The 15,110-nt window shown below is 72.4% G+C and carries 14 protein-coding genes; 7 read left to right on the top strand and 7 right to left on the bottom strand.

All coding sequences use genetic code 11. The annotated features are described in order from the left end of the window. The first annotated feature begins 13 nt into the window (after positions 1 to 13). On the top strand, positions 14 to 718 hold the full coding sequence (locus tag ACFYOH_RS17435; RefSeq protein ID WP_388626427.1) for a hypothetical protein: 705 nt from the start codon (positions 14 to 16) through the stop codon (positions 716 to 718). A 98-nt stretch (positions 719 to 816) separates the two neighbouring features. Here the strand turns inward: ACFYOH_RS17435 and ACFYOH_RS17430 are convergent, their stop codons facing one another. Further along, a complete protein-coding gene (locus tag ACFYOH_RS17430) occupies positions 817 to 3,057 on the bottom strand; it encodes a helix-hairpin-helix domain-containing protein (protein ID WP_388626425.1) in 2,241 nt (746 codons plus the stop codon). After that, the gene (locus ACFYOH_RS17425) at positions 3,054 to 4,037 is read right to left on the bottom strand and encodes an aldo/keto reductase (RefSeq protein ID WP_388626423.1); all 984 of its coding nucleotides are present in this window, start codon (positions 4,035 to 4,037) and stop codon (positions 3,054 to 3,056) included. The genes ACFYOH_RS17430 and ACFYOH_RS17425 overlap by 4 nt, the downstream gene beginning before the upstream one ends. A gap of 163 nt (positions 4,038 to 4,200) precedes the next feature. Here ACFYOH_RS17425 and ACFYOH_RS17420 point away from each other — a divergent pair, with 163 nt between their 5' ends. Both ACFYOH_RS17420 and ACFYOH_RS17415 read left to right on the top strand, forming a co-directional pair. Beyond that, positions 4,201 to 5,256: an LLM class F420-dependent oxidoreductase gene (locus ACFYOH_RS17420; RefSeq protein WP_388626421.1), complete on the top strand. Its 1,056-nt coding sequence runs from the start codon at positions 4,201 to 4,203 to the stop codon at positions 5,254 to 5,256. Between the two features lie 165 nt (positions 5,257 to 5,421). After that, the gene (locus tag ACFYOH_RS17415) at positions 5,422 to 6,210 is read left to right on the top strand and encodes a ferritin-like domain-containing protein (protein WP_388626420.1); all 789 of its coding nucleotides are present in this window, start codon (positions 5,422 to 5,424) and stop codon (positions 6,208 to 6,210) included. A 12-nt stretch (positions 6,211 to 6,222) separates the two neighbouring features. Here the strand turns inward: ACFYOH_RS17415 and corA are convergent, their stop codons facing one another. Further along, complete coding sequence (corA, locus tag ACFYOH_RS17410) at positions 6,223 to 7,218, bottom strand: magnesium/cobalt transporter CorA (RefSeq protein WP_388626418.1); 996 nt, start codon at positions 7,216 to 7,218, stop codon at positions 6,223 to 6,225. A 62-nt stretch (positions 7,219 to 7,280) separates the two neighbouring features. Here corA and ACFYOH_RS17405 point away from each other — a divergent pair, with 62 nt between their 5' ends. The 4 genes from ACFYOH_RS17405 (at position 7,281) to mshC (ending at position 10,792) form a co-directional block, all read left to right on the top strand. After that, positions 7,281 to 7,967, top strand: coding sequence for a histidine phosphatase family protein (locus ACFYOH_RS17405; protein WP_388626416.1), 687 nt, complete (start codon positions 7,281 to 7,283; stop codon positions 7,965 to 7,967). 99 nt (positions 7,968 to 8,066) lie between these two features. Further along, positions 8,067 to 8,657 (top strand): DUF3090 domain-containing protein, encoded by a 591-nt coding sequence (locus ACFYOH_RS17400; RefSeq protein WP_388626415.1) that lies wholly within the window; start codon positions 8,067 to 8,069, stop codon positions 8,655 to 8,657. After that, positions 8,621 to 9,460, top strand: a complete 840-nt coding sequence (locus ACFYOH_RS17395) for an SCO1664 family protein (RefSeq protein WP_388626413.1) — start codon at positions 8,621 to 8,623, stop codon at positions 9,458 to 9,460. The genes ACFYOH_RS17400 and ACFYOH_RS17395 overlap by 37 nt, the downstream gene beginning before the upstream one ends. 102 nt (positions 9,461 to 9,562) lie before the next feature. Then, the gene (mshC, locus tag ACFYOH_RS17390) at positions 9,563 to 10,792 is read left to right on the top strand and encodes a cysteine--1-D-myo-inosityl 2-amino-2-deoxy-alpha-D-glucopyranoside ligase (RefSeq protein ID WP_388626412.1); all 1,230 of its coding nucleotides are present in this window, start codon (positions 9,563 to 9,565) and stop codon (positions 10,790 to 10,792) included. Between the two features lie 65 nt (positions 10,793 to 10,857). On the opposite strand, the gene ACFYOH_RS17385 is transcribed toward mshC, so the two are convergent. From ACFYOH_RS17385 to ACFYOH_RS17370, 4 genes are all read right to left on the bottom strand, one after another. After that, the gene (locus ACFYOH_RS17385; RefSeq protein ID WP_388626410.1) at positions 10,858 to 11,841 is read right to left on the bottom strand and encodes a PAC2 family protein; all 984 of its coding nucleotides are present in this window, start codon (positions 11,839 to 11,841) and stop codon (positions 10,858 to 10,860) included. 175 nt (positions 11,842 to 12,016) lie between these two features. Beyond that, on the bottom strand, positions 12,017 to 12,688 hold the full coding sequence (locus ACFYOH_RS17380; RefSeq protein ID WP_388626409.1) for a FadR/GntR family transcriptional regulator: 672 nt from the start codon (positions 12,686 to 12,688) through the stop codon (positions 12,017 to 12,019). 45 nt (positions 12,689 to 12,733) lie between these two features. After that, positions 12,734 to 13,279: an SMI1/KNR4 family protein gene (locus tag ACFYOH_RS17375; RefSeq protein WP_388626408.1), complete on the bottom strand. Its 546-nt coding sequence runs from the start codon at positions 13,277 to 13,279 to the stop codon at positions 12,734 to 12,736. Positions 13,280 to 13,446: 167 nt separating this feature from the next. Then, entirely contained in the window at positions 13,447 to 15,063 is a 1,617-nt protein-coding gene (locus ACFYOH_RS17370; RefSeq protein WP_388626406.1) for an FAD-dependent oxidoreductase, read from the bottom strand. Positions 15,064 to 15,110 lie beyond the last annotated feature (47 nt).

Below are 15,110 nucleotides of genomic sequence, written 5' to 3'. Positions count from 1 at the left end.
TAGCGTCTGCACTATGTCTGATGCTGCGCAGCCCACCGCTGCCGAGGTACGCGCCGCCGCCGAGGCGATCAAGACCGCGCTCGACCGTCATCTGGCCGCGGTCGAACGCAGGTCGGGTGAGGACGACCCGGCCGTCCTGGAGGCGTTCAACGAGCTGGCCGCGGCCGCCGAGGCGTACGACGAGCTGCTCTACGACCGCTACGACGAGGTCACGCCCTTCGAGATCCCCGGTGCCGAGGAGCTGCCGCCGTACGCGGGCCCCGAGGAACCGAACGCGATCAGCGTGCTGATCCGCCGCGACTACGCCGTGGCGGAACCCCAGCGGCTGCTGGCGCAGGCCCAGCGGGTCGAGGCGGCGGAGTACGAGGCCGCAGGCGGCCTGGCCGAGGACGCCGCCGGTACGGTTCCGGGCGCGCTGGGCATCCTGTTCGGCGAGTTCGAACCGGACGAGATCGCCTCCCGGCACAAGGAGTTCGGCCTGGAGGAGGGCGACTCCACACTCTGGGTCACCGCGGCGGACGAGGCCCCCGAGGCGGGGGAGTGGCTGGAGGCGCCGTTCGAGCACATCGATCCGCAAGGAGTGGTGTGCCGGTTCGATGTGAGCGCGGTGTTCGACGACGAGGACGACGAGGAAGCGGACGAGGACGAAGATCTCGAGTTCGTCGAGGAAGCGGACGAGGACGAGGTCGAGGACCAGGTTCAGGGCGCCCGGGGATGAGGGTGTCCGGCGGTGCCGTGGGCCTGAGGCCGGCACGGCACCGCCGGGTTCCGCCGCTGTGACCGAGCGCCGTCACGGCGGAAGGAGATCCGGACGACCTATGCGGGTACCTGCGTGCGCAGCAGCGACTGCAGGCGGGTCGTGCGGGGCTTGGCCGGTGTCTCCGCCACCGCCTTCGGCAGGGCCTGTTCCACGCCGTGGACCACGGACAGATGCCGCTCGGCGCGGCCGAAGGCCGTGTACACCCAGGGTCTGCTGAGCGCCTGCGCGGCGTCGCCGGGCAGCACGACGACCGCCGCCGGCCAGCGCGTGCCCGCCGCCTGGTGCGCGGTGAGCGCCCAGCCGTGCCGCAGGGCGCCCTCCACCCGCTCGCGCGGTACGACCACCGGGGCACCCGCGCACGACAGGTGCAGCCCGTCCGTGTCGGCCTTCACCACCACGCCCGGCACCGCACGGCCCGGGGCGGGGGAGTAGGCGATCCGGTCGCCGGGGTCGAAGCCGCCGAAGCGGCCCGGGCCGGGGTTGAGGCGCTCCTTCAGCGCGGAGTTGAGGGCGCGGGTCCCCGCGGCGCCGCCGTGCCCCGGGGTGATCACCACGGTCTGGTCGGCCGGGACACCGAGCGCACGCGGCACCGAGTCGGCGACCAGCTGGACGGTCCGGTGCACGGCCTCGCCCGCGTCCCGCACCGGGACGATGACGATCTCCTTGCCCGGAGCGGCGACCTGGTTCAGCTCGCCGATGCCGATGCCGGAGACCAGCTCGCCGATCGGGCCCTGGTCCGGGATGCGGGAGGCGAGCTGCGGGCAGACGCGGGCGGCGAGCAGGTCGGCGAAGACCCGCCCCGGTCCGGTCGACCACAGCAGAGCCGGGTCGCCGCTGAGCACCAGCCGGGCCCCGTCGGGCAGCGACTCCACCAGCATCGCGGCGCTCTCCACGTCGAGCTGCGGCGCGTCCAGCACGATCAGCAGATCGAGTTCCAGCGCGCCTTCCGCGTCCCGGCCCGGTCCCTCGGCGCCTGACAGCAGACCGGCGACCGTGCCCACGCCGTGCTCCGCCGGGTCCGCGCCCAGCAGGGCGGCGAGGCGGTGGCGTCCGTCGGGCGTGTGGCAGACGGCGAAGGCCCGCAGGCCCGCGGTGCGGGCGGCACCGAGCAGCGCGGCCGGTTCGGCGCGGGCCGCCTCCCCGCCGGTGTGCAGCACCAGGCCGTGTCCGGCGACCGCGCGGACCAGCTCGGCCGCGCCGCCGGAGACGGCGTCGACCGCCGCCTGCCAGGCCTGCTCGGTCTCCTTGGGCAGCGAGTTGACCAGCCGGGCCAGGCCGTCGGCGAGGCTCTCCTCGGCCAGTGCGTACCGCTCCAGGCCGACGAGGACCCGGACCGGCCGCTCCTCCTCGTCCTCGCCCTCCTCCGCCGCCTGAGGCGGGGCGGCTCCCGGTTCCTCCAGAGCGTCCTGGAACGCCAGGGCCTCGCCCTGCGCGAGGGTGCTCTGCACCGCCGCGTCCGGGTCCGGGACGCCCTGCTTGTCCAGCGCCGCGGTGAGCGTGGGCAGTTCCAGCGCGGTGTGCCCGGCCAGGGCCGCCTGCTCCAGCAGCCAGACGGTGATCGCGCGAGTCCGCCGCTCGTCGCCCGGGCCGCAGGCGGCGCCGAGCAGGGCCCTGGCGAAGCCGTCGGCCTGGTCGGGCCGTACCCCGCTGATCCGCAGCAGCTGCCAGGGGTCCTCGCGCAGCGTCGCGTCGGCGCCCTCGCCGAGCGCCGCGGCCACCTGGGGAGCCAGGGCCTCGGGCGCGCCGCCCTCCGCCAGCACCCGGCGCACACCCTCCACCGTCTCCGGTGCCGGGGCACCGGGCGCGACGGCGGCGGATGCGGGTGCGGGCTGCGGTCGGCGTACGGGCTCCGGGGCCGGGCGGCGCGGCGCCGGCGCGGGCCCGGCGAACACCGTGTCCACCGGCTTCTCGCCGCTCTCCACCGCCCGCACCGCCGCGAGCAGGTCGGCCGCCTCGCCGCTGAGCTTGGTGCCGCTCTCGATCGGGCCCTTCCTCTCGGCCTTGCGCCGCTCGATCCGCTCCCGCTCGACCCGCTGCGCAGCCAACTCGGCCTCGGCCTCGGACAACTGGCCGGAGCCTGAGCCTTCGCCCTCGGTGCCACCCGCGCCCGCCGCTGCTTCGGCGCCGGCACCGCTCGGGCTGCCCGCGCCGTCACCGCCGTCGGCCCGGCCGGCGCCGGTCTCCTCGGTCCCCGTGTCGCCCCCCGCGCTCTCGCCTGCGCCCGTGCTGCTCTGGCCCTCGGGCGTGTCCGGCGTCCCCGGCCCGGCTTCCTCCGTGGTCTCCGGCTCCGTGCTCACAGCGTGCTCCAGTCGTGATCGGGATAGCGGTGCACGGGCGCCGACACATCGTCCAGCGCCCGGCAGATCTCGTCAGGAAGACTAAGGGCCTCCACTGACAATGCCGCCGTGAGCTGCTGCGCGTTGCGCGCACCGACGATCGGCGCGGCCACGCCGGGCCGGTCCCGGACCCAGGCGAGGGCCACCTGGAGCGGGGTGACGGCGAGTCCGTCGGCGGCCGTCGTGATCGCGTCCACGATGCGGGTCGCCGTGTCGTCCAGGTACGGCTCGACGAACGGCGCCAGATGCTCGGAGGCGCCGCGCGAGTCCGGCGGGGTGGTGTGCCGGTACTTCCCGGTCAGTACGCCCCGGCCGAGCGGGGAGGAAGGCAGCAGGCCGACGCCGAGATCCAGCGCGGCGGGCAGCACCTCACGCTCCACGCCCCGCTGCAGCAGCGAGTACTCCATCTGCGTGCTGGCCAGTCGCGTGCGGATGCCCGGCGCCGCGAGCTGCCAGGTGGCGGCCTTGGCGAGCTGCCAGCCGCAGAAGTTGGAGACGCCCGCGTACCGGGCGCGGCCGCTGCTGACCGCTATGTCCAGGGCCTGGAGGGTCTCCTCCAGCGGGGTGCCGGGGTCGAAGGCGTGGACGTGCCACACGTCGACGTGGTCGGTGCCCAGGCGGGCGAGCGAGGCGTCGAGGGCGGCGAGCAGATGGCCGCGGGAGCCGTCGAAGCGGCGGTCGGGGTCGGGGACGCTGCCCGCCTTGGTGGAGATCACCAGGTCGCGGCGCGGCACCAGGCCGTCCATCAGCTGCCCGAGCAGATACTCCGCCTCGCCGTTGCCGTACACGTCGGCGGTGTCGACGAGGGTTCCGCCGGCCTCCCAGAACGCCTTCAGCATGTCCGCGGCGTCGTGCTCGTCCGTGTCCCGGCCCCAGGTGAGGGTGCCGAGCCCGATCCGGGACACGCGCAGGCCGGTACGGCCGAGATGCCTCTGCTCCATGCGGCCGAGATTACTGGCCAGAACCGGTGCGGTGGGTGGCCTGTGGATAACCGCGCCGGGCCGTGGCACGGTGCTTTCAGGTGCCCTGTGCCTGCCCCGGCATCCGTCCCCGCGCTAGGGTCGCCTCGACAAGGACGTTACTCATGGGTAAGGGGAATCGGCCATGCAGCTCGGGATCAACCTCGGCTACTGGGGTGCCGGAATGGACGGGGACAATCTGGCCGTGGCCCAGGAGGCCGACCGGCTGGGCTTCTCCGTGTGCTGGGCCGCCGAGGCCTACGGCTCCGACGCGGCCACGGTGCTCAGCTGGGTCGCCGCACAGACCGAGCGCATCGACGTCGGCTCGGCCATCTTCCAGATCCCGGCCCGTCAGCCCGCGATGACCGCGATGACGGCCGCGACGCTCGACTCGCTGTCCGGCGGCCGCTTCCGGCTCGGCCTCGGCGTGTCCGGCCCGCAGGTCTCCGAGGGCTGGTACGGGGTCAAGTTCGACAAGCCGCTCGCCCGCACCCGCGAGTACGTGGAGATCGTACGCAAGGCCATGACCCGGGAGCGGCTGACCTACGAGGGCGAGCACTGGACGCTGCCGCTGCCCGGCGGCCCGGGCAAGCCGATCAAGCTGACCGTGCACCCGCAGCGCGAGCACATCCCGCTGTACATCGCCGCGATCGGCCCGAAGAACCTGGAGCAGACCGGCGAGATCGCCGACGGCGCCCTGCTGATCTTCCCCGCCGCAGAACACCTCGAGGAGACCACCCTCAAGTACCTGCGCGCCGGCCGCGAGAAGGCGGGCAGCACCCTCGACGGCTTTGACGTCTGCCCGACCCTGCCGATCGCCGTCGGTGACGACAAGGACGTGGCCCGGCTCGCCGACACCTTCCGGCCGTACACCGCGCTGTACGTCGGCGGCATGGGCAGCGCCAAGCAGAACTTCTACAACCAGCTCGCCCAGCGCATGGGATACGCGAAGGAAGCCGCCGAGATCCAGCAGAAGTACCTGGCGGGGGACAAGCAGGGGGCCGCCGCCGCGGTCCCGCAGGACCTCATCGACAAGACGACTCTGCTCGGTTCCGTCGACCGCATCGCGGACCGGATGAAGGCCTACGCCGCCGCCGGCGTCACCACGCTCAGCCTGTCGCCGGCCGGATTCACCCTGGACGAGCGGCTCGCCTCCCTGCGGGCCGGCAGCGAGGCCCTGGAGCGCGCCGGGCTGGCCTAGGAGCTTCAGCGGCCGTGGTGGGGGCTCGGGGGTCTTCCCCGCCACGGCCGTCACAGGGAACAACGCGCCAGGCGCCGCGCGGTTACGACCGGGAACTCATTCTTTTGGCCGAGCGGACACGCACAGCTGTTGCATGCCCCACCCTGTGCGCATTTGACTCTATTCATGCTTTCGGCCAAGAGTCTGTTCAAGGAGATCCTCGACAACGACGAGGCCTTCCGGCTCTTCTGCTCCATCGCCGCCAGCGGAGAGTCCCAGGGCGGCTGGGAGAACGGGCGCATCGCCGCGCTGGTCCCGCCCGGCGAACGCGCCCTCGCCCCGAAGATCGCCCGGCACGGCGCCGACGAGGACAAGCACGGACGCATCTTCACCGCCCTGATGAAGAAGCGCGGGCTCACCCCCGTCGCCGTACCGCCCGAGACCGACTACACGATGCTGCTGGAGCGGCACGGCATCGGCCTCGCCCACGACAAGCTCAGGCGGGACGAACCGCTCACCGAGCGGGACATCGTCGTCTACCTCTCCCACAGCCGCGTCACCGAACAGCGTGCCGCCGAGCAGATGGCGCTGCTCTTCGGACACTTCGCCGGCCATCCCGAGGTCGGCAGGGCCCTACGCATGATCTCCGACGACGAGGACGACCACCTCGCCTACACCCATGAGGAACTGCTGCGGCTCGCCGCCGCCGGACACGGCCGGCTGATCCAGCGCACCCTGCGCGAGTGCGCCCTCGCCGAGATCCGCGTCCACCGGGACGTCAGCCTCGCCGTGATGGCCCGCATGGGCCGCATCCTGGGCTGGTCCAGGGCCAGGTACGCCCTCCTCGCGGCCGGCATCCACGCGGTGTACGCCTACGAGCGCCTCGCCGGCTGGCGGCGCATGGTCACCCTCCGCATGCCCGAGCGCCGCGACCCCCTCGGCGGCCCCGCCACCCCAGCCCCCGAGTTCGCCTGAGCCGCACCGGTCCTACAGCCAGCCGCGATGCTTGAACAGGCGGTACAGCAGCACCTCCAGAGCCGCCATCGCCAGGATCACCGCCGGATACGACCACAACCAGTGCAGCTCCGGCATGTGGTCGAAGTTCATGCCGTAGATCCCCGCGATCATCGTGGGGACCGCGGCCATCGCCGCCCACGCGGAGATCTTCCGCATGTCGTCGTTCTGCCGCACGCTCATCTGCGCCAGATGCGCCGACAGGACGTCCGACACCAGCCGGTCCAGGGCCTCCACGGACTCGTTCACACGCGTGAGGTGGTCGCCGACGTCCCGGAAGAACGGGCGCGCCTTGTCGTGCACGAACGGCACCGACGCGCCCATCGGTCCGGTGCCGGCCAGCCGGGTCAGCGGGAGCGCCAGCGGGCCGGTGGCCCGGCGGAACTCCAGGATCTGCCGCTTGAAGCCGTAGATCCGGGACGCGGTGCCCCGCGAGCCGCCGCCGTCCGGCAGGAACACCTCCGCCTCCAGCTCCTCCAGATCGGTCCCCAGCTCCGTCGCCACCTCCAGATAGTGGTCGACGACCGCGTCGGAGATCGCGTACAGCACGGCGGTCGGGCCCTTGTCGACCATCTCCGGCTCGTCCTCCAGCCGACGCCGTACGGCGGCCAGCGGCGAGCCCTCGCCGTGACGGACGGTGACCACGAAACCGTCGCCGACGAAGACCATGATCTCGCCCGCCGAGACGGTGTCGCTCTCCGCCTCGTACACGACCGGTTTCAGCACCATGAACAGCGAGTCCTCGTACACCTCCAGCTTGGGCCGCTGATGCGCGTTGAGCGCGTCCTCCACCGCCAGCGGATGCAGCCCGAACTCCTGGGTGACCAGGTCGAACTCCCGCTCGGACGGCTCATACAGGCCGATCCACACGAACCCGCCCTCGGCCCGCGCCTCCGAGAGCGCGTCGGACAGGTCCTCCGGACCCTCGGTGCGGTGCCCGTGCCGGTAGATGGCGCAGTCGACGATCACGGAGCGCATTCTCCCTTCGCCCGGTCCCCGGTGCATGTGCTGATACGCCTACCCTGGGCCGCATGCCCACGCTGATCCTCGTCAGGCACGGACGCTCCACCGCCAACACCTCCGGTGTGCTCGCCGGCTGGACGCCAGGCGTCGCCCTGGACGAGCGCGGCGCCGCCCAGGCCGCCGCGCTGCCCAAAAGGCTCGCCGCACTGCCGATCTCCGAGGTCGTCACCAGCCCCCTGCAGCGCTGCCAGGAGACCGTACGGCCGCTGCTGGAGGCCCGTCCCGGCCTGCGCGCCCACACCGACGAGCGGATCGGGGAGTGCCACTACGGCGACTGGTCCGGCCGCAAGCTCGCCGAGCTCAAGGACGAGCCGCTGATGGAGGTCGTCCAGGCCCATCCGTCGGCCGCCGCCTTCCCCGGCGGCGAGTCCATGCGCGCCATGCAGACCCGCGCCGCCGAGGCCGTACGCGAGTGGAACGCGCGCGTGGAGCGCGAGCACGGCGCCGACGCCGTCTACCTCATGTGCTCCCACGGTGACATCATCAAATCCCTGGTCGCCGACGCCCTCGGACTCCACCTCGACCTGTTCCAGCGGATCTCCGTGGAACCGTGCTCCGTCACCGCGATCCGCTACACCCGGCTGCGGCCGTTCCTCGTTCGCCTCGGCGACACCGGGGATTTCGCTTCGCTCGTCCCGCGCGAGGAACCTGGTGAGGGCGACGCACCGGTCGGAGGTGGTGCGGGCGCACCGTGATCGTCGGCCGCAGTAGGGTGAAGCGATCCACACAGTCGCGCATCCGTGGGCGGCCCGCACCGCCGAAACTCTCGAACTCACTCTCAATGGAGACAGGACGTGTCCCGTCAGGTGTTCCTCTACGACCCGCCGGACCGCTTCGTGGCCGGCACGGTCGGACTGCCCGGACGCCGTACGTTCTTCCTCCAGGCCACCGCAGGCTCCCGGGTGACCAGCGTGGCTCTGGAGAAGACCCAGGTGGCCGCCCTCGCCGAGCGCATGGACGAACTGCTCGACGAGGTCGTACGGCGCAGCGGCGGTAGCGCCGCCGTCCCCGCCATGGCGCCCACCGAGATCGCCGACACCGCGCCGCTGGAGACCCCCATCGAGGAGGAGTTCCGCGTCGGCACCATGGCGCTGGCCTGGGACGGCGAGGAACAGCGCATGATCGTCGAGGCGCAGGCCCTGGTGGAGCTGGAGGCCGACACCGAGGAGGACCTCGCCGAGGCCGAGGAGCGCCTGCTCCAGGACGAGGAGAACGGGCCCCCGATGCTGCGGGTCCGGCTCACCGGTGCGCAGGCCCGGGCCTTCGCCAAGCGCGCCCTCGACGTCGTCAACGCCGGGCGGCCGCCGTGTCCGCTGTGCAGCCTCCCGCTCGATCCGGAAGGACACGTATGTCCGCGCCAGAACGGATACCGCCGCGGAGCGTGACGCCCACCGACGCCGCAGCCGACTCGGCCGCCGCCGAGCTGCTCGCGCGCGGTGAGCTGACCGTGCGCGGCCGGATCCGCGAGGCGTCCAACGCCGCACTCTTCTGCACCATCGCCCTGGACGGCCGGGAAGCCTCCTGCATCTACAAGCCGGTGGCCGGGGAACGCCCGCTGTGGGACTTCCCCGACGGCACCCTGGCCGGCCGCGAGGTGGCCGCCTACGAGGTCTCCGAGGCCATCGGCTGGGGGCTCGTCCCGCCGACCGTGCTGCGCGACGGGCCGTACGGCGAGGGCATGTGCCAGCTGTGGATCGACGTCCAGGCCGAGGCGGAGCTGCTCGCCCTGGTCGACGCCGAGGAACCGGAGCCGGGCTGGAAGGCGATCGGCCTGGCCGAGGTCGGCGAGGGCCGCACCGCGCTCCTCGTGCACGCCGACGACGACCGGCTGCGCCGGCTCGCCGTCCTCGACGCGGTGATCAACAACGCCGACCGCAAGGGCGGCCATCTGCTGCCCACCACCGATGGCCGGCTCTTCGGCATCGACCACGGCGTCACCTTCAACGTCGAGAACAAGCTGCGCACGCTGCTGTGGGGCTGGGCCGGGGAGCCGCTGACCGCCGAAGCCGTCGAGGCCCTGCAGGGACTGCGGGAGGCCCTCGGCGGGCCGCTGGGCGAGCGGCTGACCGCACTGATCACCGCGGCCGAGATCGACGCCACACGCGCGCGTGTCGAGGCGCTGCTCACCGCGGGAGTGCACCCGGAGCCGAACGGCGAGTGGCCCGCCATTCCCTGGCCGCCGGTGTGAGCGCGATCAGCACATCGGGCGCCGATGTACAAGACCGCGAAACCGGCCATCGGCCGCGATCCCGTTCGTATACGCGGCGGGCAGCCGGTTAGGCTCATGTACATGCATGCCTGGCCCGCTTCCGAGGTCCCCGCCCTGCCTGGTCAGGGCCGCGACCTGAGGATCCACGACACCGCGACCGGCGGCCTCGTCACCCTCGACCCCGGTCCCGTCGCCCGTATCTACGTCTGCGGCATCACCCCGTACGACGCGACCCACATGGGTCACGCGGCGACCTACAACGCGTTCGACCTCGTGCAGCGCGTGTGGCTCGACACCAAGCGGCAGGTCCACTACGTCCAGAACGTCACCGACGTCGACGATCCGCTGCTGGAGCGCGCGGAGCGGGACGGCGTCGACTGGGTCGCCCTCGCCGAGAAGGAGACCGTCCTCTTCCGCGAGGACATGACCGCCCTCCGGATGCTCCCGCCCCGGCACTACATAGGCGCCGTGGAGGCGATACCCGGCATCGTCCCGCTCGTGGAGCGGCTGCGGGAACTCGGCGCGGCCTACGAGCTGGAGGGCGACATCTACTTCTCCGTCGAGTCCGACCCGAACTTCGGCAAGGTCTCGAACCTCGACGCGGCCGCCATGCGGCTGCTGTCCGCCGAGCGCGGCGGCGACCCGGACCGCCCGGGCAAGAAGAACCCGCTGGACCCGATGCTGTGGATGGCGGCCCGCGAGGGCGAGCCCAGCTGGGACGGCGGCTCCCTCGGCCGGGGCCGGCCCGGCTGGCACATCGAGTGCGTCGCGATCGCCCTCGACCACCTCGGCATGGGCTTCGACGTCCAGGGCGGCGGCTCCGACCTCGCGTTCCCGCACCACGAGATGGGCGCCTCGCACGCCCAGGTGCTCACCGGCGAGTTCCCCATGGCCAAGGCCTACGTCCACGCCGGCATGGTCGCCCTGCACGGCGAGAAGATGTCCAAGTCCAAGGGCAACCTGGTCTTCGTCTCCCAGCTCCGCCGGGACGGCGTCGATCCGGCAGCCATCCGCCTCTCGCTGCTCGCCCACCACTACCGCGCCGACTGGGAGTGGACCGACCAGGTCCTGCAGGATGCGGTGGCCCGCCTCGGCCGCTGGCGAGCGGCCGTCTCCCGCCCCGACGGCCCGCCGGCGGACGCGCTGGTCGAGGAGATCCGCGAGGCCCTGTCCAACGACCTGGACGCCCCCGCCGCCCTCGCGGCGGTGGACCGCTGGGCGGCCCGGCAGGAGGAGCAGGGTGGCACTGACACGGGCGCGCCCGGCGTGGTCACGCGTGCGGTGGACGCGCTGCTGGGGGTAGCGCTCTAGTTCCGGCACCTCCGATGGATGCGGAAGGGGCGGTTCCCTCCTTGGGAACCGCCCCTTCCGGTGTCTCACTCCTCAGAGCTGTCTTCGTCGTCACCCTCGGCCGCATCCGGCCTGGGCGGTTTCGGCGGCCGGTTCCTTCCGCCGGGGTTGTCCCTGCGGAAGGCGCCACCGTCCCCGCCGTCGGCCGTCGCGTGGCCGCCCGGCGGGCTGACGTCCCGGCGCCGCAGATACCGCTCGAACTCGCGGGCGATCGCCTCACCCGAAGCCTCCGGCAGTTCGGCGGTGTCCCGGGCCTCCTCCAGCGTCTGGACGTACTCGGCGACCTCGCTGTCCTCTGCGGCCAGCTGGTCCACGCCCACCTGCCAGGCACGCGCGTCCTCCGGCAGCTCGCCCTGCGGGATGCGCAGGTCCAGCAGGTCCTCCAGCCGGTTGAGCAGCGCCAGCGTGGCCTTCGGGTTGGGCGGCTGGGAGACGTAGTGCGGTACGGCCGCCCACAGCGACACCGCCGGGACGCCGGCGTGCGTGCACGCCTCCTGCAGGACGCCGACGATGCCCGTAGGGCCCTCGTACTTGGTCTCCTCCAGGTCCATCCGCTGGGCCAGGTCCGGGTCGGACGTCACCCCGCTGACCGGCACGGGACGCGTGTGCGGGGTGTCACCGAGCAGGGCGCCCAGGATGACCACCAGTTCCACGCCCAGCTCGTGCGCGAAGCCGAGCAGCTCGTTGCAGAACGAGCGCCAGCGCATGGACGGCTCGATGCCGCGGACCAGCACCAGGTCGCGCGGCTTCTCGCCGCCGACCCGCACCACCGACAACCTCGTCGTCGGCCAGGTGATCTTGCGCACACCGGCGTCCATGAACACCGTGGGCCGGTTCACCTGGAAGTCGTAGTAGTCCTCGGCGTCGAGCGCCGCGAAGACCTCGCCCTTCCACTCGCGTTCCAGATGCGCGACCGCCGTGGAGGCGGCGTCGCCGGCATCGTTCCAGCCCTCGAACGCGGCCACCATGACTGGGTCGATCAGCTCGGGAACCCCCTCCAGCTCGATCACCCAGTGCCTCCTTCCGACGTGCCCTCGCTTGACTCACCAACCTTACGGCGTCCGGCGGGGGCGCCCGCAGCCCCTTTGCGTGGGCCAGTGACCGGATCACTGCCCCGTTCGCCACCGTCGAACACCCGCCGTCAACCCGGAGCCCGAGCGGATCCGCACGGGCGCTTGCCCCCTCTCACAGGGTGCTGCGCAGCCACTGTTCCACGCTCGCGATGTGCACGGTCGCCCAGGAGCGGGCCGCCTCCGCGTCCCGGTCGCGCAGCGCGGCCAGGATCGCCCGGTGCTCGCGCAGGGTGCGGCCGACCGCGTCCTCCTGGGTGAGGCCCCGCCAGATCCGGGCCCGCGTGGTCGGCCCCGACAGACCGTCCAACAGCGAGCACAGCACCGAGTTGCCCGCGCCGCGCACGATGCCGCGATGGAACTCCAGGTCGGCGGCGACCAGTTCCTCCACCGAGGGTTGGTCACCAAGGGCGTCCAACTGGGCGGACAGCGCGTCCAGTTGCTGTTCGCCGATCCGGAAGGCCGCCATCGCGGTCGCGGCCGGCTCCAGGATCCGGCGCACCGCGAGGAACTCCAGGACGGTGTCGTCGCGGTGGAAGTCCACGACGAAGCTCAGCGCCTCCAGCAGCAGTTGCGGATCGAGGCTGGTGACGTACGTGCCGTCGCCCTGCCGCACGTCCAGGATCCGGATCAGCGACAGCGCCCGCACGGCCTCCCGCAGCGAGTTCCGCGACAGCCCCAACTCGGCGGCCAGCTCGCTCTCCTTGGGCAACCGGTCCCCGGGCCGCAGCGCACCGGAGACGATCATGCCCTTGATCTTCTCGATCGCCTCATCGGTGACTGCCATGACCGGCCTCCCTGGTCGCCCAGACATCGGATGTCTCAGCGGCCATTATGCGGGCGGCGCGTCGAACCACTCCCTGCCCGCCGCCCAGTGCCGCACCCAGCCGGCGAAACCGGACTCGGCGGTGGTGCACCCGAACTCGGCCCCCAAGGGAAACGCGCCCTCACCGGTGATCTGCCATATCTGGCCCCGGTGGGGACCGGTGACGATCAGATGCCAGTCCATGCCGCAGCCGTCGGTGCCGAGCATGAGCGAGCCGTCGCGGCCGACCTGCTCGATCACTGCGTCCGGATCCTCGTAAGGCCCCTCGTCCTCCTCCCACAGCCATGCGCCGGAGAGCGGGAACGGCTCGGCCAGCTTCTGCTTCGCGCCGCCCTCGACCAGTCCCACCAGCCCGTACTCCGGCGGCCCCTGGTACGACCCGTCCGTCACCTCCGCCACGAACGTCCGGTACGGCTCCGGCAGCACCACCCCGTGCTCCGTCTCGAACGCGCGCACCGCCGCCCAGCCCAGAGCGGACTCGCCGCCGTCGTCCACCGCGAAGGCCTCCCGCAGCGCCGCGAGTTCGCCGGGATCCGCTTGATCGTTGTTCATGCCCCCCATGGAAGCACCCGGCACTGACAACACCCCCAGGGCAGCCGAAAGGGGCGGCCCCATCGGCGTGGGGCCGCCCCTCTCGGTCGTCCGGACCCGATGCGGCGGTCCGGCGCTGCGGTGGCGGCCGGTCCCGGTCAGGGGAGCGGACCGGCCGCCACCGTGGCCTACTTCTTGTCGAGCAGGTCCTGCACCCCCGCGCGGACCTCGTCCGTGGCCAGGCCCCGGATCGTCAGCGTCGTACGGCGGCGCAGGACGTCGTCCGCGGTCTCGGCCCACTCGTGGTCACGGGCCCAGACCACCTGCGCCCAGATCTCCGGCGCGTCGGGGTGGACGCGCTCGGCCAGCTCCGGGTCCTCGTTCGCCAGGCGGGCGATGTCGAAGGCCAGGGAGCCGTAGTGGGTGGCCAGGTGCCTGGCGGTGTCGGCGGCCATCCGCGGACCCGGAGCCGGCCGGTCCACGAGCAGCCGGTGGGCGACCGCGCGCGGGTTGGCGACGCCGGGCAGCGGCAGCTTCTTCGGCAGCGAGGAGATCGGCTCGAAGTCGTCGCCGAGCGGGTGACCCGGCAGCGCCTCCAGCTTCTGCATCACCGTACGGCCGATGTGCCGGAAGGTGGTCCACTTGCCGCCCGCGACGGACAGCATGCCGCCCTTGCCCTCGGTCACCACGGTCTCGCGCTTGGCCTTGGCGGTGTCGCCGGGGCCGCCCGGCAGCACCCGCAGACCGGCGAAGGCGTAGGTGATCAGGTCGCGCTGCAGCTGCTGGTCGCGCACGGAGAACGCGGCCTCGTCCAGGATCTGCGCTATGTCTTTGTCATTGACGGACACGTCCGCCGGGTCGCCCTCGTACTCCTCGTCGGTGGTGCCGAGCAGCAGCATGTCCTCCCACGGGAGGGCGAAGGTGATGCGGTACTTGTCGATGGGAGTCGCGAGCGCGGCCTTCCACGGCGAGGTCCGCTTCAGGACCAGATGCGCGCCCTTCGACAGACGGATCGACGGCGCCGCGTTCGGGTCCTCCATCCTGCGCAGGTGATCGACCCAGGGGCCGGTCGCGTTGAGCACCAGGCGGGCGTTGACGCCGAACTCCTCGCCGGACAGCTGGTCCTTGAGGTCGGCACCGGTGACCCGGCCATTGGTGAAGCGCAGGCCGGTGACCTCGGCGTGGTTGAGGACGACCGCGCCCGACTCGACGGCCGCGCGGACCGTCATCAGCGCCATGCGCGCGTCGTTCATCTGGTCGTCGCCGTACACGGCCACGGCCTTGAGGTTCTCGGTGCGCAGCTCGGGCACGTCCTGCGCCGCCTTGGCGGGGGAGAGCAGATGGCCGACGCCGTCACCGAACGCGGACAGCGCGGAGTAGGCGAAGACGCCCGCGCCGAGCTTCGCCGCGCCGTGCGGCCCGCCCTTGTACACGGGGAGGTAGAAGGTGAGCGGGTTCGCCAGGTGGGGGGCCACCTGGCGGGAGACCGCACGGCGCTCGAAGTGGTTCTCCGCCACCAGCTTCACCGCGCCGGTCTGCAGGTAGCGCAGACCGCCGTGGAGCAGCTTGGAGGAGGCGGAGGAGGTGGCACCGGCGAAGTCGCCGGCGTCGACCAGAGCCACCCTCAGGCCGGACTGCGCGGCGTGCCAGGCGGTCGAGATGCCCAGGATGCCGCCGCCGATCACCAGAAGGTCGTACGACGCCTTGGAGAGTTGCTCCCTGGTCTCGGCCCGGCTCGGGTTGGAGCCGGAGGCCGGGTGCGTCCCCAGGGCAGGCACGGAACTCAGGGTGGACTGACTGGTCATGTCGGGTACTTACTCCTCGTCAGAGATGTCTGAGCTGTGTCGGGCGG

This window comes from Streptomyces sp. NPDC007856, from assembly GCF_042868225.1.
In the GTDB taxonomy this organism is placed as follows: Bacteria; Actinomycetota; Actinomycetes; order Streptomycetales; family Streptomycetaceae; genus Streptomyces.
This window is presented reverse-complemented; position numbering and strand designations above follow the sequence as displayed.